General features: G+C 59.5%; 23 protein-coding genes and 1 pseudogene. 14 read left to right on the plus strand and 10 right to left on the minus strand.

Going from position 1 to position 25154, the window contains the following annotated elements; translation table 11 throughout:
- Positions 1-107: 107 nt before the first annotated feature.
- The 3 genes and pseudogenes from ACYG9R_RS20655 to ACYG9R_RS20665 form a co-directional block, all read right to left on the minus strand.
- Positions 108-353, minus strand: a complete 246-nt coding sequence (locus ACYG9R_RS20655; RefSeq protein ID WP_023725497.1) for a hypothetical protein — start codon at positions 351-353, stop codon at positions 108-110.
- 90 nt (positions 354-443) lie between these two features.
- Positions 444-846, minus strand: a pseudogene (locus ACYG9R_RS20660) (SDR family NAD(P)-dependent oxidoreductase); the annotation flags it as partial.
- 606 nt (positions 847-1452) lie between these two features.
- A complete protein-coding gene (locus ACYG9R_RS20665; RefSeq protein ID WP_031199728.1) occupies positions 1453-2238 on the minus strand; it encodes an SDR family NAD(P)-dependent oxidoreductase in 786 nt (261 codons plus the stop codon).
- A 524-nt stretch (positions 2239-2762) separates the two neighbouring features.
- Here ACYG9R_RS20665 and ACYG9R_RS20670 point away from each other — a divergent pair.
- From ACYG9R_RS20670 to ACYG9R_RS20685, 4 genes are read left to right on the plus strand one after another with little or no spacing between them, the layout of a single operon-like run.
- The gene (locus ACYG9R_RS20670; protein ID WP_245260111.1) at positions 2763-3224 is read left to right on the plus strand and encodes a hypothetical protein; all 462 of its coding nucleotides are present in this window, start codon (positions 2763-2765) and stop codon (positions 3222-3224) included.
- Positions 3221-4441: an NRAMP family divalent metal transporter gene (locus ACYG9R_RS20675; RefSeq protein ID WP_023681168.1), complete on the plus strand. Its 1221-nt coding sequence runs from the start codon at positions 3221-3223 to the stop codon at positions 4439-4441. The genes ACYG9R_RS20670 and ACYG9R_RS20675 overlap by 4 nt, the downstream gene beginning before the upstream one ends.
- The gene (locus tag ACYG9R_RS20680) at positions 4438-4800 is read left to right on the plus strand and encodes a hypothetical protein (protein WP_245260251.1); all 363 of its coding nucleotides are present in this window, start codon (positions 4438-4440) and stop codon (positions 4798-4800) included. The genes ACYG9R_RS20675 and ACYG9R_RS20680 overlap by 4 nt, the downstream gene beginning before the upstream one ends.
- A 2-nt stretch (positions 4801-4802) precedes the next feature.
- Positions 4803-5135 (plus strand): hypothetical protein, encoded by a 333-nt coding sequence (locus tag ACYG9R_RS20685; RefSeq protein WP_023681169.1) that lies wholly within the window; start codon positions 4803-4805, stop codon positions 5133-5135.
- Positions 5136-5214: 79 nt separating this feature from the next.
- Here the strand turns inward: ACYG9R_RS20685 and ACYG9R_RS20690 are convergent, their stop codons facing one another.
- On the minus strand, positions 5215-5790 hold the full coding sequence (locus ACYG9R_RS20690) for a GNAT family N-acetyltransferase (protein WP_023824802.1): 576 nt from the start codon (positions 5788-5790) through the stop codon (positions 5215-5217).
- A gap of 202 nt (positions 5791-5992) precedes the next feature.
- On the opposite strand from ACYG9R_RS20690, the gene ACYG9R_RS20695 reads away from it, so the two are divergent.
- The 5 genes from ACYG9R_RS20695 to ACYG9R_RS20715 all read left to right on the plus strand — a co-directional run bounded on the left by ACYG9R_RS20695 (position 5993) and on the right by ACYG9R_RS20715 (position 9833).
- On the plus strand, positions 5993-6313 hold the full coding sequence (locus ACYG9R_RS20695; RefSeq protein ID WP_031194920.1) for a hypothetical protein: 321 nt from the start codon (positions 5993-5995) through the stop codon (positions 6311-6313).
- Between the two features lie 634 nt (positions 6314-6947).
- Positions 6948-7358: a DUF427 domain-containing protein gene (locus ACYG9R_RS20700; protein ID WP_023725490.1), complete on the plus strand. Its 411-nt coding sequence runs from the start codon at positions 6948-6950 to the stop codon at positions 7356-7358.
- A 40-nt stretch (positions 7359-7398) separates the two neighbouring features.
- Positions 7399-7818: an HD domain-containing protein gene (locus tag ACYG9R_RS20705; protein WP_023824804.1), complete on the plus strand. Its 420-nt coding sequence runs from the start codon at positions 7399-7401 to the stop codon at positions 7816-7818.
- Between the two features lie 332 nt (positions 7819-8150).
- Positions 8151-8657 carry a YciE/YciF ferroxidase family protein gene (locus ACYG9R_RS20710; protein ID WP_023668075.1) on the plus strand — a complete coding sequence of 169 codons (507 nt, stop codon included), beginning with the start codon at positions 8151-8153 and terminating at the stop codon, positions 8655-8657.
- Between the two features lie 129 nt (positions 8658-8786).
- Positions 8787-9833, plus strand: a complete 1047-nt coding sequence (locus ACYG9R_RS20715) for an ATP-dependent DNA ligase (protein WP_050590557.1) — start codon at positions 8787-8789, stop codon at positions 9831-9833.
- Between the two features lie 653 nt (positions 9834-10486).
- Here the strand turns inward: ACYG9R_RS20715 and ku are convergent.
- The gene (ku, locus tag ACYG9R_RS20720; protein WP_023681176.1) at positions 10487-11314 is read right to left on the minus strand and encodes a non-homologous end joining protein Ku; all 828 of its coding nucleotides are present in this window, start codon (positions 11312-11314) and stop codon (positions 10487-10489) included.
- 155 nt (positions 11315-11469) lie between these two features.
- On the opposite strand from ku, the gene ACYG9R_RS20725 reads away from it, so the two are divergent.
- The 5 genes from ACYG9R_RS20725 (at position 11470) to ACYG9R_RS20745 (ending at position 21610) form a co-directional block, all read left to right on the plus strand.
- Complete coding sequence (locus tag ACYG9R_RS20725; protein WP_023700055.1) at positions 11470-12012, plus strand: DUF6894 family protein; 543 nt, start codon at positions 11470-11472, stop codon at positions 12010-12012.
- A 23-nt stretch (positions 12013-12035) separates the two neighbouring features.
- A complete protein-coding gene (locus tag ACYG9R_RS20730; RefSeq protein WP_023687850.1) occupies positions 12036-12656 on the plus strand; it encodes a cysteine hydrolase family protein in 621 nt (206 codons plus the stop codon).
- 637 nt (positions 12657-13293) lie between these two features.
- Positions 13294-13620 carry a response regulator gene (locus ACYG9R_RS20735; protein ID WP_460221879.1) on the plus strand — a complete coding sequence of 109 codons (327 nt, stop codon included), beginning with the start codon at positions 13294-13296 and terminating at the stop codon, positions 13618-13620.
- A 192-nt stretch (positions 13621-13812) separates the two neighbouring features.
- Positions 13813-19524 (plus strand): HAMP domain-containing protein, encoded by a 5712-nt coding sequence (locus ACYG9R_RS20740; protein ID WP_031195793.1) that lies wholly within the window; start codon positions 13813-13815, stop codon positions 19522-19524.
- Between the two features lie 10 nt (positions 19525-19534).
- Positions 19535-21610, plus strand: a complete 2076-nt coding sequence (locus tag ACYG9R_RS20745) for a response regulator (protein WP_023704642.1) — start codon at positions 19535-19537, stop codon at positions 21608-21610.
- Positions 21611-21735: 125 nt separating this feature from the next.
- Here ACYG9R_RS20745 and ACYG9R_RS20750 read toward each other — a convergent pair whose 3' ends face one another.
- The 5 genes from ACYG9R_RS20750 to ACYG9R_RS20770 all read right to left on the minus strand — a co-directional run bounded on the left by ACYG9R_RS20750 (position 21736) and on the right by ACYG9R_RS20770 (position 24757).
- Positions 21736-22164: a GFA family protein gene (locus ACYG9R_RS20750; RefSeq protein WP_081726065.1), complete on the minus strand. Its 429-nt coding sequence runs from the start codon at positions 22162-22164 to the stop codon at positions 21736-21738.
- A gap of 39 nt (positions 22165-22203) precedes the next feature.
- The gene (locus ACYG9R_RS20755) at positions 22204-22347 is read right to left on the minus strand and encodes a hypothetical protein (protein WP_460221845.1); all 144 of its coding nucleotides are present in this window, start codon (positions 22345-22347) and stop codon (positions 22204-22206) included.
- A 26-nt stretch (positions 22348-22373) separates the two neighbouring features.
- Positions 22374-22691, minus strand: coding sequence for a hypothetical protein (locus tag ACYG9R_RS20760; protein WP_023687854.1), 318 nt, complete (start codon positions 22689-22691; stop codon positions 22374-22376).
- Between the two features lie 269 nt (positions 22692-22960).
- Complete coding sequence (locus tag ACYG9R_RS20765) at positions 22961-23932, minus strand: SDR family oxidoreductase (RefSeq protein WP_023668089.1); 972 nt, start codon at positions 23930-23932, stop codon at positions 22961-22963.
- Between the two features lie 183 nt (positions 23933-24115).
- The gene (locus ACYG9R_RS20770; protein ID WP_023824808.1) at positions 24116-24757 is read right to left on the minus strand and encodes a hypothetical protein; all 642 of its coding nucleotides are present in this window, start codon (positions 24755-24757) and stop codon (positions 24116-24118) included.
- Positions 24758-25154 lie beyond the last annotated feature (397 nt).

A 25154-nucleotide genomic window follows, 5' to 3' on the forward strand; every position in this document is an offset into this window, starting at 1 on the left:
AGTGCCTGCGATCCGGCCGGCACGATTGGCATTCTCGCGGTCTGGCGTACTCCAGCGCTGGGCGAAAGTTCGCCACCGCGCGACGATTGGTCAGCCGTGTGAGCTTATCAAACAACGGGCAGTTCGCCCTCGGTTTTCCTCGCGTCGAATAGGACGCCAAGGCCGTAAGTGACGGCGCCAGCGGCAATCATCTCTGCCAACGCTGCGCTCGACACCGGGCAATGCGGCATGACAGCCTTGATCGCGAGTTCGGCATTCGCGATCGACACGAAATCGTGCCGTCGCTTACGGGTCTCCAGATATTGTTCGATCAACATCTGCAGTCGCCTTCTTTCTATATCATCGCCAGCCATTGGTTCCTCCTGTAGACAGACTGAAAGCCCACCACGCCTAAGGAGCGGTGGGCCTGGCGGCCCTTTTTGAGGACCGTGGACTCGAGTGAGGCGGGCAGCGTTGCTGACCAGGATGTCGAGACCGCCGAGGGGCGTTGCTGCTTCATCGACCAGCTTTCTGCAAAAGGCCTCATTGCGGATATCGCCGGCAAGCCTTTTGACCTGCCGCTTTTATTAGGTCCACCAGTTCGTCGGCGTCTTCCTGTTCTTCGGGGAGGTAGCCGAAAGCAACGTCCGCACGCTCGCGCGCGAATGCAATCGCCGCCGCACGACCGGTTCCGGAATCGCCGCCGGTTATCAGCGCTTTGCGACCGGCAAGCCTGCCTGGTCCCTTGTAGGTCGTTTCGCCGTGATCCGGGCGCGGCACCATCTTGCTGGCCAAACCCGGCCACTTCTGTTCCTGTGGCTTGAACGGCGGCTGGGGATATTGCGTCACCGGATTCTGTTTGAGCATCGGGCTCGCAGGGCCTGCTTTAGCAGGCACTGTTCCCGTATCGGCTGACGCCGTGGAAGCATAAGCGGCGAGAATTCCTCCCGCCATGCTTCCAGCGACAAGTCTACGCGCTGCGTCTGGTACATTGTCATGCTGGTCGTGGTTCATCATGGGCTCGCTTTGACGGCAGGTGACCGTTACGGAAGTGGCACCTAACCGGCCGTCGACGCGAATGTTCCCTTGTGATTGCAGTGAGGTGTGGGTCGCCTTTGCCCGTCTCGGCCGTGAGGCCGCATCACCACTTTGACACAACCTCCTGATTGTCGCGGAACGTCTTGTAGAGATCCGGCCCTGCTTTCAGATCGGCCCGGTGGGTAATCACAAGGAGGGATCGATTGCGCCGCTCTGGACCATGGCCAAAAGAGGTTCCAGGTAGCGTTGCGTATGCGTCTGGCCCATCCGGAAAGCCGGTCCCTCATTCATCGCCGCCAAACGGGATGTGATCGACCAGGCCAACACAGACGCCGGGAACCGAGATGGTGCCGCCTTGCGGCAGCGATAGATTGCCTCGCGCAGCACATGCGGTCTCTGCGAATGCCAGCCCGTTTGATGACGCGAAATATCAGCTCAGTCGCTGGACGCCGACCCCGGCTCGGCCATCCTACGGTGCTGTTCGGCCAAAGTGGCTGCCGGCGTGACATGCGCGGCGGCAACCTGCAGCTTGTTTTTCCAACCGCTGACGACCTGTTCATCACCGGCCATCATCGCCTCGTAACCCGTTTTGGCGACATCGGCCGGATTGTCCTTTTCATCGGTGCCGATCTTGGTATCCATCATTTCAGCGCGCTCGAAGAATCGCGTCTGCGTAGGGCCAGGCATCAGCACGGTGACCGTCACCCCGCTATCTTTCAGCTCATGGCGGAGCGCGATCGAGAAGGAATCGATGAACGCCTTCGTGCCGTTGTAGACGGCCTGGAATGTGCCGGGCATGAAGCCGGCGATCGATCCGGTGAACAGGATGCGCCCGCGACCTCGCCGGGCCATCTTGGCGCCGAGCTCATGCGCCAGATAGACCGTTCCAGTGACATTGGTGTCGATGATCCGGCGGACTTTTCGCCAGTCCTGGTCGACGAAGCCGTTGCCGAGCCCGCGTCCCGCATTGAGAAACAACAGGTCGATATCGCGATCGCCGATCTGGGAGATCAACCGATCGGCGCCCTCGACGGTCGCCAGATCGGCCTCAATGGCTTCGACCGTTACATTGTGGGTCTCAAGTGCCTCTGCCGCCTGCCGGATAGCCGGCTCGTCGGCGGCGATGATCAGGTCGTAACCGTCTTTAGCGCACAGCTTTGCGAGTTCCTTTCCGATGCCACTCGAGGCGCCGGTCACCACAGCGAGTTTGGCGTCCGTCATCATATCCTCCATCTTCGTGCCATCGGAACCACGAGCGGGCACAATTGTTCCGCGGCGTTTGGGCTGGATTGATCGTGCACTGTCATGACGGTCAGGCGACGGTCGTCGTCGCGGTCCTTGCGCGCATTCATAGAGAGCCGTTGCGACAAAAACCGTTCTACGCCATGAGAACTCGCCATGGCCTACCTTCAAAAAAAGGCCCCCCGAACGCATGGATTGAGTACTCAGAACGGATCAGTTGAAGTTGGAACAAGTGGCCCGGTTGGAAGTTCGAACCGTGCAGCGTTGTTGCCCTCCCATGTTGATGCTGCGCGATCGGGTCATCCCCTCAGCCCGATCTCCCGCGCTTCTCCGCGCCAAAGAGAAGCGCGGGCCTCCCTCTTTCACGGCTGTCCGGGATGAGCGTTTTGTTACGTTGACTAGCCGACCTCACAGGCTCGTCGTCGGTTTCGTTGACGAGCTCTCCGAGGGCTCTAGATCATTGATGCCGGACGCAGTTGGTTCGGGCCGGGGAGGAAATCCGCGTGGTGCATACAACGCGCGCTGTACCCCATAACGACCGTCATTTTCCGGTTGGCTGCCTGTGCTTGCTGCTGATTCTAGCCGGGTTGGCCGGATGCTCGTCTTCCAATCAGGTGGCGCAGCAATCACGAAGCGCGGCCTCCGCGGCACAGACCGTATCGATGGTGCTGGATGCCTGGGGGGAGGGAGCGGCACCGTCCGCCTATGCCACGGCCGCACTGCACTCGGTCGGAAAAACGCTGGCCGATGTCGAGGCGGAAATTCGATCGGCCGAGACCGCTGAACCAGCCGGGCGAGCAGGACTGACGGCAGCAGTCAACAGTTTGTCGGTTGCGGTGGCGCATGCCGAGGCGGGATTGCGGGTGAACAATCGCACTGAGGTGAAAAGCGCACAACAGGATCTTCGGGCGGCCATGCGCTCGCTCGCCGCCGCTTACACCAGCGCTTTCGGACCAAAGCCGTGAAGAAGCTTCTGGAAATATCGCTTGGCGTCGTCACCAGTGTCGGAGGTTTCCTCGAAGTCGGGTCGATGGCTACGGCGGCGCAGGCGGGTGCCGCCTTCGGATTCCAGCTGATCTGGGCCATAGTTCTCGGCACCATATGCATCATCTTTTTGGTTGAAATGGCCGGTCGGTTCGCCGCGATGAGCCATCACACGATCTCAGAGGGCATTCGTGAAAGATTTGGGTTCAACGTCTTCCTATGGCCGTTGCTCGTCGTCCTTCTCGTCAATTTCATGGTGCTGTCCGCTGAGATCGGCGGTGTGGCCATCGCACTCGAACTTGCCACCGGCATAGGCTTCCAGTGGTGGGCACTGCCGGTGGCGTTGCTGGCATGGCTGCTGCTGTGGAAAGGCACGTTTGGCTTTATCGAGAAAGGCGTTTCGGTCCTCGGCCTCGTGACGCTGTGCTTCGTGGTTGGTGCGGTGTTGTTAAAGCCCGACTGGACAGCGGTCGCTGGCAGCGCCGTGCCTTCGCTGCCGGCTCACGATGCCATCAATTACTGGTTCATGGCGGCCAGCATTCTCGGCGCGTCGATATCGCCTTATCTTTTCATGTTCTATTCCTCGGGAGCTATCGAGGACAAATGGGATGAAAGCCACCTGGGAGCCAATCGTGCCATCGCCGGGCTGGGCATGACCTTCGGTGGGACCATTTCGATCGGCGTGTTGATCGTCGCTGCTCTCGTTCTCGCGACGCGCGGCATCGACCAGGTGGACGACTATCACCAACTGCCGTTGATGCTGATCCCTATATTCGGCTTCTGGGGGTTCGTTCTATTCGTTGCCTCGCTCGCCATTGCCTGTTTCGGCGCCGCACTCGAAGTCGGGTTGCAACAGGCATATCTGGTGGCACAGGGCTTTGGCTGGACCTGGGGCGAGGATCGCAAGCCGCGCGATGATCCGGGCTTCAGTGCCGTCTATACGGCATCATTGTTTTTGGCCGCCATTCCGATCATGCTTGGCCTCGACCCACTGAGGCTGACCATCTTTTCCATGGCGGTAACGGCGGCGAGCCTTCCGCTGACGGTAGTTCCATTTCTCTTCCTGCTGAATGACGAACGCTATGTCGGCGAACATCGCAACGGCATCATTTCGAATGCCGCCGTTGTCTTCATTATCGCGCTTGCCTTCGTGCTCGCCGTGGTGACGATTCCGCTGCAGATATTCGGAGGCACATGATGGAATTGATGCGTGATCTCCTGGACAAGCAGGTGTTCGACCGCCGGCGGGTCAAGATCGGCAAGGTCGACGGAGTGGTGGCCGAGTTGCGGCGGGGCAAACCACCAAGGATTGTCGCGATAGAACTCGGCTCCATCACTTTGGCGCGCCGCCTTGGCGCGCGGCCCGGGGAATGGATGGCGCAACTGGCGACGAGGGTGGGTGGCAAACGCCACGCCGAGCCACACAGGATTGCGTGGAAAAAGGTGCAGGACAACGGGCTCGACATCGAATGTGACATCGAGGTGGGCGAGACGTCGATTTTCGCCTGGCAGGACTGGTTGCGCGATCATGTCATCGGGCGCATCCCAGGAGCGTGATGATGAGGACAGTCAACCTCGAACATCTTGCCGGGCGACGCGTGCTCTCGCAGCGTGGAAAGAGCATCGGTCACATCGAAGAGATTCTCGCCGAACAGCGTGGCGACGAGCTCGTCGTTACTGAATTCCACGTTGGCATCTACGCCGCGTTCGAGCGTCTGTCGGCTTCGACCATCGGCATCGCGATGCTCGACCTGTTTCGGCTGCGCCGTCGCGACGGCCTGTACCGCATTCCCTGGGATAAACTCGATATCTCCGATCCGGCGCGACCGCGGCTGCTATGCCCGATGACCGAGCTTCCCGGATGGAAAGGGCAAAAGGACCTTCGGGAGTAGATGGCTACGGCTGGGAGGGCTAAGGCGCCGGCGTTTTGCCGGCGAACAGCCGTTCGTGCAGATGGCGCCTCCGCAAAGATTACTGCAGGTTCTTGCGAAGGAAGATGCGGGCGTGTCCTGGAATAGCGAATTCGACTTTGCCGAATTCCTCAAACCCATGAAGCCGGTAAAATTGAGGCGCCTGGAAACTGCTCGTCTCGACGACGGCTCTCTTGCATCCACGCCTAACGGCTTCCTCCTCAATCGCTATAAGAAGCTGTGATCCATAGGATCGGCCACGCAATTTTTCAGGCAAGAAGAACATGTCGAGAAACAGGAGCCCCAGTTCCGTTCTGCCCCAAATTCCACCCCAGATCTTTCCCGAGGGGTCGGTAAGCTCCGCGCCGATCACTGCCCGGTCATCGATTCCGGTTTGTTCGATGTTGTGTCGATAGAGCGCAGCGGCCGCCTGCGTTCGTGCATCCCCGTTGTGAGCCAGAGCGATTGTAAATCCTTCGGATCGAGCCGGCATGCGTTCTGCTCCTGCGTCGGAATGGTCTTGAGATTCAACCGTCAGATTAACATCAAGGCGGCCGGTTCGCTCGCAGCTCTGATCGCCGCTTCTGTTGTAACCCGTCTTGCCCACATTCCGCATCGCGATCCGCGTCGGATGCATGCAGCCGCGCCCAACATATCGCTTTGGTGTTGAACAAAGCCCATCCTGCCCTTGTCAGGTCTCATCACAATTCGTGCGCCGTCAAGAGTGTCCACCTCGACGAAGGCTGCTGCGGATCACAATCCATTACGCCGGGAACAATGAGAAAAACCTGTCGTTGGGAAAGCGATCGCAATTCGGCGATTCAAACACGGAGACTGCAATGTTGAAGAAAATTCTAGCTGCGTCGGTGCTAACTATTGCCTTGGCCGGTTCCGCCTTGGCGCAGACAAATGGAACGGGTGCTGGCGGCACGGCTGGCACGGGTAATGGAACTGGTACTGGAACTGTTGGCAGCGGCGGCGCCGCTGGCAATGGAACTGGCAGCGGGAATGCGACCGTGCCAACCGATCCGAATTCCACAAACTCGACTACAAAATCGAACGGCATGACCGACCGTTGCAAGGACGCCGCAGGCAATGACATCGATAACAACACTGCAAGTGGCGCAACGACCTCGACCGTGCAAAACTGCAACAAGTAGCCGATGGACCTAGCGGCTTCGGCCGCCCGAAGGCCCGCCATCAAGACAATGGCGGGCCTCCGAATACGTGCCTCGCATGCTGCCTGGATATATAGGAGCACATGTGTCCAAAGAGACCCGGCGGGCCAAACTCGATCGCTTAGCAGCCTCGATTCCGAAGCACGAATTCGAATTCCTAATGAAGATTGCAAAGCTAAGCCGTCATGACCTACTTGGCCTGATCGCTAAACACGATGGCGGCAGGGGCAAGGTCTATAGGGACCTTGCGGCCCACTTGGCAGCAACTCAGGCCGCCCCGGAGCCCGTGCGTGAGGCGGCAGCTGACGACGGCCAAACAGCTGGAGCATCTCCAGCCACGAACTCGCCCGCCGGCAAGTAGCGGCGAAGATCATTTCGGTGCCAGCCCTGACGCTCCACGGAAGCGACGACCGTGTCGTCCTTCTAAAGTCTTCGAATGGGTTGGACGAGCATTTCACCGCCCCCTTACCGACGAGTACTGCTGGATACGGCAAGCGGTAGGCGCTAAGGCCGGCTGCCATTCAGCTTCATCGGACATGCCGGAACCTGAAGCGCCGCCGCGCATTTCGTCTCCAGGCATGACCGATCTTGCGGTAATCCCCAGGGAGAAATTCAGATGCAAACTTCAGGCGCAACTTCACAACACCACCTTGGCCGATTGGCCATAGAACCGTTTTCCGGCACGGTGACGGTGCGGTTTTCCGACGCCATCGTCGCGGCTACGGAGCGGGCGAAGGTCCTGCGTGAAGACGGCCACGAGCCCGTTTTCTATATCCCCTTCGAGGACATCTATTTCGATCTTTTCGAAAAGACCGACACCACCACCCGGTGCCCGCTTAAAGGCACCGCAAGCTACTGGCGTGTCCACGCCGTCGGCAGTTCTTCCGATGATTTCATGTGGGCCTACGAAACGCCCGATGCGGCTGCTCTGGCTATTGCAGGTCACGGCGCTTTCGATCCGGAAAAGGCCCGTATCGATGTCGACCCTGCCGAGGACAAGCGACACACGCCACATATCGTGGAATAGGTTTCATCAGGCAGAGACAATCACGGCAACGACAGGCGCGATGAGCATTTTCTACCAGGCGGCAAAGATTGCGGAGGAGGTTCACGCGTCGCAGCGCGATAAGACCGGGCGGCCCTACATCGAGCATTGCCGCCGTGTCGTCGACGCTGTCGAGACAATCGATCAGAAGACTGTTGCCTACCTTCATGACGTTCTGGAGAAAGGCGAAGGCTGGACCCGCGCCAAGCTCGAAGAAGCAGGCTTCGGACCTACAATTAGCGCGGCGGTCGATGCCATGTCGCGCAGGCCGGATGAGGAGTATTTCGCCTTTGTCCGGCGGGCTGCGTCGAACCCAGTGGCGCTCCCCGTAAAACGCGCCGATTTGGAGGACAACATCTGGCAGTCGAGGCAGGTCGGAGCGTCGGCGGCCAAATATGAAGAGGGCCTTCGCATACTTGACCAAGAGTTCTCCCGACAATAGTGCGCGCCCGACGCTGGCATTGCATTTGTCGAGGCAGCCATCGCCTGCGAGAGCTTGCGGCGCAGAGCACGTTTCGGCTCTCCTGGCCGTCAGTTTTTCCGCGCCGGCGGGCGCCTGAGGGTCGTCGTCTGGGCCATGGAACGTGTGATCGGGTCAAAGCTCCTCCGGAGATTGATCGCAGCGTTTCGAAAAGGAGTAACGGCCCGGCTCGGAATCAGGAACTCCTCCGGCACCGGCGCGTTGACCAGCAAGCCGGGACGAGTTCCCGGCCTCCGCGGGTGGCGGGCAAGCCGCCGCCGAACCCGAACTTCTGCACAATGAAAGGTAAAGCCATGGGCTTCTTTTCGAAGGACATCAAGACACTCGACGATCTCTTCGTGCACACGCTGCGCGACATCTATTACGCCGAAAAGCAGATCGAGAAAGCGCTGCCGAAGATGATCGGCAAGGCAACCGATCCGCAATTGAAGGCCGGATTCGAAAAACACCTCGAGCAGACCAAAGGCCATATCGAGCGCGTCGAACAGGTGTTCGAATTGCATGGCGTCAAGGCCAAGGAGGTCAACTGCCCGGCGATAGACGGCATTCTGGAGGAAGCCGACGATGTGAGCGGCGACGTCGACGACAAGGAGGTCCTAGACGCGGCACTGATAGCCTCGGCGCAGGCGGTCGAACATTATGAGATGACCAGATATGGCACGCTCATCGCTTGGGCCAAGCAGCTTGGCCGCAGTGACTGCGCCAACGTATTGGCCAAGAACCTGAAGGAAGAGCAGGCGACCGATCGCAAGCTCACCGAAATGGCGGAAAGCAAGATCAACATGCAGGCTGCCGAGTAGACCGTCCTAGGTCATGATGAGATTTGGTTGAAATCTCATCATGACCTAACCCTGTTGAAGCATGATTTTTTCCAAAGCCGGCACCAGTGCTGCGTTGAGTCGATCTCCATCGTTGTCCACGGAACTTTCATGACGGGCGAATCTGCCATCTCTCGCGATCTGCCGACGAGTGTAAAATCGTCTTTCGGCGTGGCGTTGAGCACGGCGCCGATGGAAGCAAAGGCTGCCGACACGTTGCCGGCCGATGCTGGCCGATGGCAATACGAACCCAAATGGGACGGGTTCCGCTGCCTGGCCTTTAAAGCCGGCGCGGCCGTGGAGTTGCGTGCAAAATCCGGCAAGCCGTTAGGGCGGTATTTCCCGGAAGTCGTCGCGATGTTGCATGAACTGAAAACAAAAGAGTTCGTGGTCGATGGTGAGATCGTCATCGAAATTGCAGGCTCTCTTTCTTTCGACGCCTTGCAGATGCGGCTGCATCCGGCGGAAAGCAGGATCCGGAAACTGTCGGTCGCGACGCCGGCAAAGCTGATCCTCTTTGACATGTTGGCGACCTCCGAGGGCGCCTTGATGCAACAGCCGCTCTCGGTTCGGCGCGCTGCACTCGAACTGTTCGTAAAGTCGGCCGGGCGAAAGGATCTCGAACTGTCTCGGGCAACGCTTGATTTGGCGGCGGCAGGCAGATGGCTTGGCCAATCCGGGCAAGGTTCGACCGACGGGGTCGTTGCCAAGCTTCTCGATGACGAATATCGACCCGGCGAGCGCGCCATGGTCAAAGTCAAGCGCCTGCGCACGGCCGATTGTGTCGTCGGAGGGTTCCGCTACCTGGCGAATTCGGGTGAAGTCGGCTCCCTGTTGCTCGGCCTGTACAATGACCAGGGGCAACTCGACCATGTCGGGTTCACTTCGACGATCGCCCGGGAGGACAGGGCCAAGCTTACGCGACAACTTGAAGCTTTGCGATCGGCTCCTGGCTTCACGGGAAAAGCGCCGGGCGGCCCCAGTCGGTGGAGCACGGAAAGAAGCGGACAATGGGAGCCATTGCGGCCCGAACTGGTGGCGGAGGTGCGGTTCGATCATGTCACCGGCGATCGTTTCCGTCATGGCACCAAATTTCTGCGATGGCGTCCTGACAAAAGCCCGAAGCAATGCACGTTCGAACAGATACTTGGAAAATGAGGCTTGGCGAGGCGTCGATAGGTCCACACCATCGAGACCAAATCCGTCAAGCATTCGGCGCAGCCAAATCCAGTCGCATTTCACTGGCGATCTTGAACCCGGCGGCGAGATAAACGCCTTTGCAGGAGGATGCCGGACCAAACTCGTTGTTCAGTCTGTCACCACGCCTCGCTTTGGCGGATCACGGTTCTCGTCCGGATTAGGAACTGGCACTTCGTCGGGAAGAAGATCCGGCTCAGGCTCGCGTATGTCCGGCGTCCACGTCGGCGCATCCACTGGCGGCTCTTCGGTTGGCTCTGGTTTGGGGGGCACATCTATTCTCCGGGTTTCGCTTGGGCGTGGGGTTCGGCCCGCCACCGGTCGCGCGTCGCCGCGTCTGGAGGCGAAAGGGTCTTTTCACACCCCATGTATTTTTACCGATGGCCAGCGGTCCTGGGGCTTGTCGGCGCCCGATCAGAGTCCTGCGTTCCGGCTCCTTGAGCGCAATGTTGGTATCCGCTGCCTCTGGCTCTTTGAGGACTGCCCCGTCGACGTTCTTGATCTCGGCCATAAGGCATCGTCCTTGGTGGCCAACGGGCAACCGCGAGAATTGTTCCGAGCGATTAAGGGCGGCTGGAGCTGCTGTGCGGACCTTCTGGCTGGGCAGTTATCAACTATGCTGTCTTGCGTTTCGGTGAGGCTCTCTTTGTGGATCTCGCCAGCCCTTCCTGTTTGAGGCTCTTCTTCAGCACCTCAGCGAGGTTGATGACATTCTCCTGTGGCCTTGGTGCGGGCTTCGGCAGCTTCTTGCCTTTGCGCTTTGCATCGATCATGGCGATCAGTGCGTCTTCATAGGTGTCTTCAAATTTCGAGGGATCGAAGGTCGTCACTTTTTTATCAATAAGCATGCCGGCGATTTCGAGCAGATCGGGGTCGTATTTCTGCTTGGCCAATCCATCGAACACAGTGCTTTCCGAAACCATTTCGTTGTGGTTGCGAAGCTCGGTCATCACCATCCCCTTGCCATAGGGCTGAATCAGCACTTCGCGGCCGCGCTGGTAGAGCACCACGCAGGATCGAGCGGCCACGCCCTTGTTCTTCATGGCATCGCGGATCACTCCGTATGCTTCGATTGCGGCGCCGTCGGCCGGGATCAGATAGTAGGGCTTCTCGAGATAGCGCGTATCGATATCGTCAATCGATACGAATTCGCCGACTTCGAGCGTGTGCTTCGACGTCAGCTTCAACGCCTTTATGTCGTCAGGTTCGATCTGGAGAAATTCGTCCTTTTCGATCTCGAAACCCTTCACCTGATCCGCTGCATCCACCAGCTTTCCGGTCTCCTCGTCGGCGTAGACGCTCCTGACCGGCAGACCGTCCTTGCGGTTCAAAATCTTGAAATGGATCTTGGATGCTTCGCTGGTTGCGCCGACAATCTTCACGCCGCAAGTAACCGAACCAACCTTCAAGAAGCCCTTCCAGGCAGCACGTGGCGCGGCCATTTTGCGCTTATCCCGTTTCCAGCTAGGGCAACGCGTTTCCGTTCGAATTGTTCCTGCGGCGGGGGCTCGGTGCACCGTGAATGTCCGGTGGGCGAAATCCTGTCGGTCTCGACAGCCGGGCCGGCGCCTGCATCCGCAGGAACCGAAAGCGCACCATGAACATTGTCAGACACAGGCAGGAGAGTGTCATGCAAGTCGTTCGGACCGAAGTGGTGAATGCCAGGGCGCCAGACGGGCAGTCGGTTCGCCGGGTGATATTTTGCGGCGAGGGCGGCGACTGCGTTACGGTGGACATGGCAAACGTCGGGATACAAGCTGAAGATGACGTGCTTGCCCGCGCAAAGGCAATCCTGGTCCAGACAGCGACCTTTGATCTCGCAGCCAATGAATATGACGCGAGCAGCAACGGCAATTTCGACCAGGTCGAGATAACCTCTGCAAGCGACGGCGCCGGCGACGTATATGTCTTTGAGTATCGCGATGGCGAAACCAGCCGACGCATACCGCCGTCGAGGATGGCGAGCCTTGAGGCGGCCCGGTCCGAAGCTATCCGCTGCGCAATCGATCTTCTCGCCGACCTGCAGCCTGGCACGGACGCTCTGTCCGGCTGGCTTGTGAGGGTATCCAACGAAAACGGTGAATTGCTTTACACTGTTGATGTGGCTGAGGCCGATGCAGCGCGGCAGGCAGGCCAGTAACCCAAACCCGACGGAATCCACCAGTGGCCGCCCAAGGATTGATTCACGGACCAATAGGCGACGATGGCCTGCATCTGTGCGTCGACATGCAGCGCCTGTTTGCGCCGGGTGGACCTTGGCCCGTGCCGTGGGCTGAAAAGGTGGTCCCGGCGATCGAAGAACTGGTCGCCAGACATGCCAGCCGTACCCTGTTCACGCGCTTCATTCCTGCCGCCCGCCCGGGCGAGGCGCCGGGAATGTGGGCAAACTACTATCGTCGGTGGGCGGAGGTAACCCTTTCCAACATCGATCCGCGCCTGATCGAGCTGATGCCTCAACTCGCACGATTTGTACCGCCGGCGACGGTGGTCGACAAACACGTCTATTCGCCCTGGACCGAGGGGCGGCTCGACGCGCTGCTGAGTGGCTCCGGCGTGCGTGCGCTCGTGATCACCGGTGGCGAAACCGACGTTTGCGTTCTCGCGACCGTGCTTGGCGCCATCGATCGTGGCTTTCGCGTCATTCTCGTCACCGATGCCATCTGCAGCTCTGCCGACCAGACCCATGACGCACTGATGGAAGTCTACCATTCCCGCTTCAGTGAGCAGATTGAGGCGGCCAGCATGGCGGAGGTGTTGGAGTGTTGGCCACAACTCACTCGCTGATCTGGTGGGCTTCAAGTGAAAGGGCCGACAATCGTCATTCTGGTCGGGCGGACTGTTTCAGTTGGCGGACGGCACTACAGTGAACCGGAAAACGTATATGAACGGCACGATTGCCTGATCTGGTCGCTCGCGTGAATCAGTGTCTGGAAGCGTACAAAGCCTTGCAGAGCTATCGACAGCGCGGCCAACCGTCATAGAATGAACAGGATACAGCGCCGAAGACTCGATGCCGGCATCTAGCAATCTTTGCGAGACATCCGGCGCCTCTGCCGTCGGCCTTCCGCAGGGAGGATGATGTGCTGAAAACCGAAGTCATTGACCTTGAAACCTATAGCGCAGTCTACGCGGTGATCTCTGGCTATCGCGCTGAGGACATTATCTCGACGGCGTTTGCGGTCGATGAAATCCGCGCAAGGTTTCCTGAGTGTCGCTGCGACGACGAGGAATTGGTCGGGCTTATGGTCCATGCCATGTCCGGCAAGAAAATTGCCGTGAGCTTCGACCACCGGGTGGAACCGGTCAGGCGGCGTGCTGCGCTGCCGATCGTTTCGATAGCAAAGGACCGGGATAATTGGACCACCATAGGTCCGTTGCGATTTTGGAAGACGAGGCGTTTATCGCGCTCGAACTTGAAGACATGTTGCGCGACGCGGGGTTCGACATCGCTGGGGTCTTTTCGTCCTGCGCCGACGCGCTGGAATGGTTCAGGGGCAGTTCTCCCGACATTGTTGTCATGGATATCGGCCTGGCGGATGGGGATTGCGTACGAATAGCTACGTTGCTTGACGGCCGAAACATCCCCTTTGTCGTCCATTCGGCAAACTACGCCAATTCGGGTTTTCACGATCCGATTTTCCTTCAAAGGGACATGGGTCGCAAAGCCTGCCTCGCCTTCCGAGTTGCGCAACGCAATTCATGCCTCTCTGGCAATGGCAAACGGCGATGGCGTGTCGTGGTCGGCTGAAGCCCGATAAATCCACAACCGCATCATGAAATCCGGCGTTCAAACCAAGGCGCAATCGTCGGCCTGGAATTCACGGCACGATGGAACAAAATTGAAAATGCCGCGTTTGGGGTCTTGCGGCGCGATCCACCATTAGCCGCGGGGGCAACTTTATCCGTGTAAATCCATAGGGCTGGGAGTGGCGCTGTGACCGTGCAGGCATCCAAGAAGCAATTGGACCGTCGAAGCATCCTGAATTCTCTGAAAGCCTTCCGGCGCGGCGATTTCTCCGTCCGCATCGACAATGTTTATGAAGGCCTCGATTCCGAGATAGCTGAGACTTTCAATGAGATCGCTGACCTCAACGACCAAGTGACGCGCGAGTTCGAGCGCTTGAGCCGGGTCGTCGGCAAGGAAGGGCGGATAGGCGAGCGCGGCCGGGTTCGAAATGCCACCGGCAGTTGGGAATCCAGTGTCCGTTCAGTCAATGATCTCATCGAAGACATGGTTCAGCCAACGGCTGAGGTTGCGCGCGTTATCGGCGCCGTCGCCAAGGGCGACCTTTCGCAGACCATGATGGTCGAAATTGATGGCCGACCGCTGCGCGGCGAATTCCTGCGCATCGGCAAGATCGTCAACACCATGGTCGGCCAGTTGGCCTCCTTCGCCTCTGAGGTGACGCGCGTGGCGCGCGAGGTCGGTACGGAAGGCAAGCTCGGCGGCCAAGCCCGGGTCAAGGGCGTCGCCGGCACGTGGAAAGATCTGACCGACAACGTCAACGCGATGGCCACGAACCTGACCGGGCAAGTGCGCAACATCGCGGAGGTTACGACGGCGGTCGCGTCGGGCGACCTGTCGAAGAAGATCACAGTCGATGTCAAGGGCGAAATCCTAGAACTGAAGAACACCATCAACACGATGGTGGACCAGCTTAATTCCTTCGCTTCGGAAGTGACGCGCGTGGCGCGCGAGGTCGGCACTGAAGGCAAGCTTGGCGGCCAGGCGCGCGTTGAGGGTGTTGGTGGTACGTGGAAGGATCTGACCGACAATGTGAATTCCATGGCCGAGAACCTGACTGGCCAGGTGCGCAACATCGCCGAAGTGACGACCGCGGTGGCTTTGGGCGACCTGTCGAAGAAGATTACGGTGGACGTGAAGGGCGAGATTCTCGAGCTGAAATCCACGATAAACACGATGGTGGACCAGCTGAATTCATTCGCGGGCGAGGTCACGCGCGTGGCACGCGAGGTTGGCACCGAAGGCAAGCTTGGCGGCCAGGCGCAGGTGCGCGGCGTCGCCGGCACCTGGAAGGACCTCACCGACAACGTCAACTCGATGGCCGAGAACCTGACCGGTCAGGTGCGCAATATCGCCGAGGTGACCACGGCGGTCGCGTCGGGCGATCTGTCCAAGAAGATCACGGTCGCCGTGCAAGGCGAAATCCTGGAACTCAAGGACACCATCAACACGATGGTCGACCAACTGAACTCCTTTGCCTCGGAAGTGACGCGCGTGGCACGCGAGGTCGGCACCGAAGGCAAGCTGGGCGGCCAGGCAGAGGTGAGGGGCGTCGGCGGCACATGGAAGGATTTGACCGACAACGTCAATCTCATGGCCGCCAACCTGACTGGCCAGGTTCGAAACATCGCAGAAGTCACCACCGCCGTGGCGCGCGGCGACCTGTCGAAGAAGATCACCGTCGACGTCAAAGGCGAGATCCTGGAGCTCAAGGACACCGTCAACACGATGGTCGACCAACTGAACTCCTTCGCCTCTGAGGTCACGCGTGTGGCCCGCGAAGTGGGATCGGAAGGCAAGCTTGGTGGCCAGGCGCATGTCGAAGGCGTCGGTGGCACCTGGAAGGATCTGACCGACAACGTCAACGCCATGGCCGGCAATTTGACGGTGCAGTTGCGTGACGTGTCGAAGGTGGCAACGGCCATAGCGACCGGCGACTTGACCCAGAAGATCACCGTCGACGCGCTGGGCGAGATCTTGCAGATCAAGGACGTCATCAACACGATGGTCGACCAGCTCAATTCCTTCGCTTCGGAAGTGACACGTGTGGCGCGCGAGGTCGGCTCCGATGGCAAGCTCGGCGGCCAGGCCCAGGTGCGCGGCATCGGCGGCACGTGGAAGGATCTGACCGAAAACGTCAACGCCATGGCGGCCAACCTGACCGGCCAGGTGCGCAACATCGCCGAGGTAACCACCGCCGTGGCGCTCGGGGACCTTTCGAAGAAGATCACCGTCGATGTCCGCGGCGAGATCCTGGAGCTGAAGGACACCATCAACACAATGGTGGACCAGCTTAATTCCTTCGCTTCGGAAGTCACGCGCGTGGCACGCGAGGTCGGCACGGAAGGCAAGTTGGGAGGCCAGGCGCAGGTGCGCGGCGTTGCCGGCACGTGGAAGGATCTCACAGACAATGTGAACTCGATGGCCGAGAATCTGACCGGCCAGGTGCGCAACATCGCCGAAGTCACGACCGCCGTGGCGCGCGGCGACCTGTCGAAGAAGATCACCGTCGATGTGAAGGGCGAAATCCTGGAGCTCAAGTCGACCATCAACACCATGGTGGACCAGTTGAACTCCTTCGCCGGCGAGGTCACCCGAGTCGCGCGTGAGGTTGGCACCGAGGGCAAGCTTGGTGGCCAGGCGCGCGTCGAAGGTGTTGCCGGTACCTGGAAGGACCTGACCGACAACGTCAACCTGATGGCGACGAACTTGACCAATCAGGTGCGCGGCATCGCCGATGTCGTGACGGCGGTCGCGCAAGGCAATCTCAGGCGCAAACTGACGGTCGACGCGAAGGGAGAGATCGCCCTGCTGGCCGACACCATCAACGGCATGATCGAGACGCTTGCCACCTTTGCCGACCAGGTGACCAACGTCGCCCGTGAGGTGGGCATCGAGGGTAAGCTCGGTGGTCAGGCGCGTGTGCCAGGTGCCGCCGGCCTCTGGCGCGACCTGACCGACAATGTCAATCAACTCGCTGCCAATCTGACCACCCAGGTGCGTGCCATCGCCGAGGTTTCGACGGCGGTGACCAAGGGCGATCTTACCCGTTCGATCAGCGTCGAAGCCTCCGGCGAGGTCGCCGCGCTGAAAGACAACATCAACGAAATGATCCGCAATCTGAAGGATCAGACGCTGAAGAATGCCGAGCAGGACTGGTTGAAGACCAATCTCGCCCGGTTTTCGCGCATGCTGCAAGGCGAGCGCGACCTTGCCACCGTCTCGCGGCTCATCATGTCCGAACTCGCTCCTCTGGTGAACGCCCAGTATGGGGTGTTCTACGTCACCAATCGCGACGAGGAGGAATCCTATCTTGAGCTGGCGGCTTCCTATGGCGCCGAGAGCAAGGCTGCCATCAAGCAGCGGCTTGATCTGCGAGAGGGCCTGGTTGGGCAAAGTGCCGCCGACAAGCGCGCCATCATGCTGGACAATGTACCGCCAGAATTCCTTCGGGTCACATCTGGTCTTGGCAGCGCCTCGCCAGCCAATGTCATCATCCTGCCTGCCCTGTTCGAGGATGAAGTCAAAGCCGTCATCGAGCTCGCCTCGTTCGGCGAGTTTCGTGACACACACCAGTCGTTCCTCAACCAGCTCATGGAATCCGTCGGCATCGTTCTCAACACCATCGCTGCGACGATGCGCACGGAGGGCCTGCTCAAGCAGTCGCAACTGCTGACGTCGGAATTGCAAGCGCGTCAAACCGAGCTGACAAAAAAGCAGGAAGAGCTGCATGCGACAAACGAGGAGCTGCAGGAAAAGGCGCAGCTGCTCGAGAACGAAAAGAAGCAGGTCGAAAACAAGAATCTCGAAATCGAGATGGCGCGACGCGCGCTGGAGGAAAAAGCCGAGCAACTGGCGCTCACGTCGAAATACAAATCCGAATTCCTGGCCAATATGAGCCACGAACTGCGCACGCCGCTCAATTCGCTGCTCATTTTGTCAAACCTGCTGGCGACCAACCAGCACGGCAACCTCAACGAAAAACAGGTAGAGTTCGCCCGCACCATCAATTCGGCAGGAACCGATCTTCTCAGCCTCATCAACGATATCCTCGATCTGTCGAAGATCGAGTCGGGCACTGTTTCCATCGACATCAACGATATGCCGGTGACGCATCTTCGCCAGCATATGGAACGAACTTTTCGTCAGCTGGCAGCCGACAAGGGACTTGGCTTCACCATCAAGGTCGATCCGGCGCTTCCCGACACGGTCCGCACAGATGAGAAACGCTTGCAGCAGATTGTCCTCAACCTGCTTTCCAACGCATTCAAATTCACCTCGGAAGGCGAGGTCAGCCTGAACTTCCGGGTTGAAAAGGCCGGCCGCCGCAATGGCGCGACGCAGCCGGTGAAGGCTCTCGCGATCGCCGTCACGGACACCGGCATTGGCATTCCAGAAGACAAACAGAAGCTGATTTTCGAGGCCTTCCAGCAGGCCGACGGCACCACCAGCCGCAAGTATGGCGGCACCGGCCTTGGGCTCTCGATCAGCCGCGAGATCGCTCGCTTGCTTGGCGGCGAATTGCGGGTCGAAAGCACGCCGGGCAAGGGGTCGACATTTACCCTCATCATCCCGTTCGACGGCCCCCGCGTGACGACAGTACAGTCGACCTTGGCTCCGGCGGCGGAGGCGGTTGCTGCGACAGCTCTGCTCAGCAGTCCGCCCTCGGCAGAGCTGATCGACGACCGCGATTCAATCCTACCCACCGATCGGATCGTGTTGATCGTCGAAGACGATCCGACCTTTGGCGGGTTGCTGCTTGGCCTCGCCCGGTCGGCCGGGCTGAAAGGCGTTCTGTCGACTGCAGGTTCCGGCACGCTGGCATTGGCCCGCAAGCTCGTTCCCGACGCAATCACACTTGATCTCGGACTTTCGGATATCGATGGCTGGGTGCTTTTCGATCTGCTGCGGCATGACCAGAAGACGAGGGGAATTCCTATCCATGTCATCTCGGGTGCCGAAGACATCGACAGTCTCGCACGCAAGGGGGCGTCCAGCATTTCCACCAAGCCCGTTTCCTCGGACGAGCTGATGAAGGTGTTTCAGGATATCCACTCGAAGAAGCTCCGCGTTCAGCGCCGCGTTCTGGTCGTGGACCCTGACCCGGAGCGGCGTCTGGCTCTGGTCGAGGCAATCCGCGACGGCGTAACGTCGGTCACCGCGATCGGTCGTGTTGCGGCAAATGCAGAAGACGTTGGCCTCGCCTTCTATGATGCCGTCGTGCTCGGCTTTGGACGCTCCGCCAAGGACAACGCAAAGGCGCTGGACGAGATCACCGGCCAATTCGGCGAAGCCTTGCCGCAGCTGCTGTTCTTTACACCTCACCCGGACGCGCTTGAACAGGTACTGGCATTGAACCCGGCCTTGGCGGAAGCACCGCGGGCGGAGAACTTCGCTCAATTGGCGCTGCATATTTCGGCAACGCTGCCGGGAGAAGGTCGCCAAGAGGCCTGGGCAGGAACTGAACACAACGGCAAGTCCGATCTCGCCGGGGCGAAAGTTCTCATCGTCGACGACGACATTCGTAACATTTATTCGCTCACGAGTGTTCTGGAGACCTATGACATACAGGTTCTGCATGCCGAGCGGGGCCGTGATGGCATCGCGCTTCTTGAACAGGCGCCCGATGTCGACGTGGCATTGATCGATATCATGATGCCGGAGATGGACGGCTACGAGACGATGCGGCGGATTCGCGGCACACCGGCGATTGCTCATATCCCGCTGATTTCCGTCACCGCAAAGGCGATGAAGGGGGATCGGCAAAAATGTCTGGATGCCGGGGCTTCCGACTACATCGCCAAACCCGTCGATCTGGATCTCCTGCTGGCGCTGCTTCGTGTCTGGATCGGACGTGCCCGATCCCGTGTCGAGAGCCCGGAAAAAATTCTCCTGGCAGCGAACTGACGGCCGTTCGATGCAAAAGCTGGCAAGAAACAGGGTAAGGAAACTTGAGGTGGCAGCTCTTGCCGAAGGGCCGGCAAGAGCCCGTATCCTGGCGGTGGACGACGATGAGCGCAATCTGCTGGCGATCAGCGAAGTGCTCGCGACTATCGGAGAGGTCATCTGCGCCCAATCGGGCGAAGAGGCTCTGCGCTTTTTGCTGAAAGAGGAGTTCGCCGTCATTCTCCTGGATGTCCTCATGCCAGGGTTGGACGGGTATGAAACGGCCGCACTTATCCGCCAGCGCGAGCAATCCAAGCGCACCCCAATCATCTTCTTGACCGCCATCAACAAGGAGGATGCGCATATGCTGCGCGGCTATGATGCCGGCGCGGTCGACTATGTGTTCAAGCCATTCGATCCGATCATGCTGCGTTCGAAAGTCGCGGTTTTCGTCGAACTCCACGAGAAGACGCTCGAGATCCAGCGCAAGGCGGAGGTCGAGCAGGGACTATTGGCGCAGGCGTTGCAGGCGCACAAGGACAAGCTTCAGGCCGAACGCGCGCTGCGCAGCGCCGAGCAACGGCAGGATGCCATCCTGAATTCGTTGCCGGTCTGCTTTCATGCTCGGGCAGCCGAGCCACCCTTCGCGGCGCGCTTTGTTACGGAGGGCGTCGAGCGCTTGACCGGCTTTGCGCCTGAATACCTGACATCGGATCCGGAGTTCGGTCTCAACCGCGTTCATCCCGACGACCTGCCGCGATTGAAGCAAGCGCTGCTGGCGGCCAAAACCACCGGCTCCTATACGTGCGAGTTCCGCTGGCATTGCGCCAATGGCGAGTATCGCATTTTTCTCGACCAGGGCGTGATGTCGGACGGGTCAGATGGCCGTGAACCGGAAATTATCGGCACATTGCTTGACATCACGGAGCGGCGCGGTCTTGAGGATCAGCTGCTTCAATCCCAGCGCATCGACGCTATCGGCAAGCTAACCGGCGGCCTGGCGCATGATTTCAACAACCTGCTCGCCGCAATTCTCAGTGGGTTAGGGCTGCTTGAACGCCGGGCTACGTTGGATGATCAGGCGCAACAGGTACTCGACCTGACGCGGCGTTCTGCAAAACAAGGCGCTGACCTTGTCGCGCGAATGCTGGCATTCTCGCGGCGCCAGACCCTGAAGCCGGAAGCGGTGCGCCTTGCTGCGCTGGGCGACACGATGAACGGATTGGTGGCGCCCGTGCTGGGGGGGTTGATCCGTTTCGACTGGCAGATCGATGACACGATCTGGCCGGTGCATGTCGATGCAGGCCAACTTGAATTGGCCTTGATGAATCTGGTTTTCAACGCGCGTGACGCCATGCCCTCTGGCGGGACAATAACCGTGCATGCGCAGAATCGATCGATCGGGACGCCAACAGAGGATATTCCGCCGGGCGACTATGTCATGATCGCCGTCAAGGACACCGGATCCGGCATACCCCCCGATCTTGTCGCCAAGGTCGTCGAACCGTTCTTCACCACCAAGCCGGTCGGTAAGGGAACGGGCCTCGGCCTCAGCACGGTCTACGGCTTCATGAAGCAGTCAGGTGGGACACTTCGCATAGAAAGCGTCGTTAACCGCGGAACTACCATGCAACTCTGGCTGCCACGATCGACCGAACAGCCGGTCGATCCTGTGGTGGAACCCGACATTGAACGAGCGTTCGCCGATGCCGGGATGGAGCACCCATCAATCCTCCTGATCGATGACAGCCATGTTTTGCGGCAATTGACCGCCGAGTCCCTTCGCCAACGTGGTTTCGAGGTGACCTGCGCGGGAGGAGGGGCGGAGGCGCTGGCCATGATGGAGCGCACTCCCGACGAGTTCGACGTCATTATCACCGACTTCGCCATGCCACTCGTATCCGGCGTCGACGTGATCCGCTTCGCGCGCAATTTGCGCTCGGACTGGCCAGCGGTCATGATCACGGGCTATGCCGATGCCCGGGAGATTGCCGATCGGCCGGCCGACGTGCCCTTGCTCGGCAAGCCCTTCCGCGACGAGGATCTGTTCGAAGCGATTTTCCTCGCGATAGAGAATGCGGCCCCCCAAAGGATCAAAACCGGCTAGCGCTTAGGGCTTGTCGACGGTCTGGCCACGTCGGCAGGCCGGGCAGATCGAGACCGCACTTTCGGGGCACGGCGACAAGGGCCGCATTCCTGATCGGCAATCTAGGTCATTCGCAACAGGCGGCGCTACCAGCGCTCCTCGGTGTCGCGGTCCGGTAGGTCTATTCCGCAGCACACCCAACCAAGGCGCTGCGCTGAACCGTAGTTGTACCGAGGCATCAGGTGAGCCGGATCATCGAAGGTACCGACGTGCAGCGCGATCTCGGTTGGCGACGCGTCGTAGCAAAGGCTGAGCGGCGATCCGCATTCTGGGCAGAAGCCTCTTTGCGCGATCGGCGAAGACCTTCGATATGTTGGCGTTCCGGAATTCCAGGTCAGGCTTTGGCAGGGCATCCAGGCAAGAACTGCAAACGCGCTGCCGGTCGCTCGTCTGCACATATCGCAGTGGCAGTAGTGAACCCTCGGTTCGATCCCGGCGCTGAATCGGATCCTGCCACAGAGACATCCGCCCTTGATGGCCAAGGAGCCGGGTAGGCGCTTGCCAACCTCACGCATTAAGATCGATCAAGGCGGCGCCGAACGCTCCGATCGCAGTCAAAGAGGCACTGCCGATGTTCTTGTCGGCGATGTTCTTGTCGGTTGCGAAGGCGTCAGCGCGGCGAAGCCTTCGTCACCGAGGTCGAGCACCACGACGAAAATTCTTTGCCCGCTGACCTGATTGACGAGCTTGGGTTTCATGGCGTTCCGAACCTGTTGCGGGGCAGTTAATGGGCATGGTGCTCGGCATTCCGCTTGCGTGTTGCCGCTGCCTTCTTTGCCGATTCCGATCGGCTTGCGGCTGACCGTGAAGCCGATGCCTTGCCGCCGCTTTTCCCACCCTTGTGGGCCGCGGGGTGTCCGGTGTGTTTACCACGACCCGAGCCGCCTTCTTTCTTGCCGCCGCCATCGTCCTTGTTGACGGTCGCCCATGCCCGGCGCTCGGATTCCTTCTCGGAAACACCGCGCTTCTCATAGCCTGCGGCAATGTGGTCGGCTTTGCGTTCCTGTTTGTCGCTGTATTTCGATTTGTCGCCTCGTGGCATGGTCGTTCTCCTGGCTCAATGATGTTTGAACGGTATGCCGGCGGGAGAGTTCCAAGCGGAAATTCAGAAAATTGAAAACGCGAGCGAGGATTTCGACCAACACGGAGCGTTATTGCTCCGGAGCCGTGGCGGGTGCCGTGCAGCGGCGGCGCACGGCACCGATCACGCGTTTCTTGAAGCGATCGAGCGCGGCAAGCGTCTCCCTGGAGACGACGTCTCCGCGTGCCGTCTACTCGGTAGCCCAATGCAACGAAATACGTTCCGCGACCTCAGTAGCCACCGACCACCGGCAGGATCTCTCCCGTGATGTAACTCGAGCAATGCGACGAGGCGAGGAACACGTAAGCCGGGGCAAGTTCTTCCGGTTGCGCTGGCCGTTTCATCGGCGTATCCGCGCCGAATTTCGAGACGTCGTCGGCTTCCTTGTCCGAAGGGTTGAGCGGCGTCCACACCGGACCTGGCGCGACCGCGTTTACCCGGATGCCCTTGCCGACCAGATTGCCCGAAAGCGCTCGCGTGAAGGCATGAATGCCGCCCTTGGTCATCGAATAGTCAACCAGTTGCTTGGAACCGTCGATGCCGGTCACCGAACCGGTATTGATGATCGCGGAGCCCGGCTCCATGTGCGGCACGCTCTCCTGCGCCATATGAAAATAGCCGTAAAGATTGGTCTTCAGCGTCGTGTCGAAATGTTCCTCGGTCAGGTCGTTGAAGTCACTGGAATGGATTTGGAAAGCGGCGTTGTTGACCAGCACGTCGATCCTGCCGAATTTTTCGACCGTCAGCGCCACGGCGTTGCGGCAATGCTCGCGTTCACTGACATCGGCTTTTATCAGTATGCAACGCCGGCCTTCCTTTTCGACGGCGTTTTTGGTCGCTTCGGCGTCCCTGTCTTCACTCAAGTATACGATCGCAATGTCGGCGCCCTCGCGGGCGAACAAGACTGCCACCGAACGGCCGATGCCGGAATCACCACCCGTGATAAGCGCTACCTTGTCATCGAGTTTTTTCGATCCGAGGTAGTAAGGCGCATCGTAGAGCGGAGCGGGCTCGATCGCCCATTCATGCCCCGGTTTGGGTTGATGCTGCTCGGGAAAAGGTGGCTCGGGATATTTGCGGGCGCCGGCTTGCATCGCTTGTTGCATTTTGCCAATGCTCTTCGTCTCGTCTTTGGCGTCGATACCACGCTGGATATGGCGTTGCTTGGCGGCTTCGGCTGAAGTCTGCGACTTAGTCTGCATGGCTTTCTCCTGTGCTCGGAGAACGAACAACGCATGCCGGGCAAAAAAGTTTGCGCAAATATCTCGATCCCGAAAGGGCTCGCCATTGCGAACAGCCTGCGAGGGGCGTGGAGCATTGGTCGTCAATAAGATCGGAATTGCCATGCCGGTGCCGTTCACACAAACACCACATTCATTACCCGCTCAAAGCACGCTCTTTTCAGAGCCATAGGGTTTGGCAATGCGGACCATGCCTTTCGTCCGAAGGCGCTGGTATAAATAGAAAATCGCCATCAAGCCGATTGCTGCTCCAGCACCAAGACACAGCGCGAGCAATAGTTCTGCACCGACACCAAACGCAAGCAGAGTAACGCCCGCCGCAGCGACGATGGCATTTATGAATGCGATCATAGTAGCTGCAGTGGTCAGGTACGCCAGGAGAGGCCCAGTACGAAGAGAAGGTTCGGCGTCATTTTCGGGCCAGCGACCGAATTCCTTGGAAAACTGGAAGGCAGCCTCGTCGCCCAAAGTTCGATAGTAGGCTCTGATCCGGGCAATGCCGATATGGGCCTGCATGTTCTCAGCGGCGATGTCGACCAACCTCAAGACGGTAAAGGCACCCAGTAAAAAGACCGATGGCAGCACAACCGCGACAAACGGCAGGAAGAACTCGGAGGACTGCGTAACAAAGCCCGTTGCCACCAGAGCGCTCGACAGAGCCATAATGTAGATGGTCGTCCGCGACGCCATTTCACTTATGGACGTGCTGATCGCTGTCTGCTGCACGAAATGCTCTGTCGTCAGGGCCGCGAGAAACGAAGCATCGGGTGTCGGCGTGTCAGCCATGGAGTATGCTCCTGTCGGGTCGACCTGAGTTTTTCTTCGATATAGCGCTTGCGAGGCTGGCCGCCACTGGACGCTCCCGACGTCTGACCCATGCCGGTTTTATTGTGCCATATCCAGCGAGCCCGCATCACCGATCAGAAAGGGCCGATCATGTGGTCAGCAGACGCTGGCCATATCGCAGGCGAAATGTCTGCCGCGGTCAATCTGTATGGCCTCCTGTTGGGGATCCGGGTCGAAGCGCATTCGCGGCGCGGTTGCAGTTGGGAGCGGTTCCGCGGCGGCGCTGATGCGAGTTCGCGCATTCGTGGCAGCGGCCTCGAAACAAATTCGGTCTCTAGGCCGGCAACGCGAATTCACCGGCAAGTTCAATGGTGCGGGCTTGCGGGCCGACTTTTCG

The organism is Mesorhizobium sp. RSR565B, from assembly GCF_054719465.1.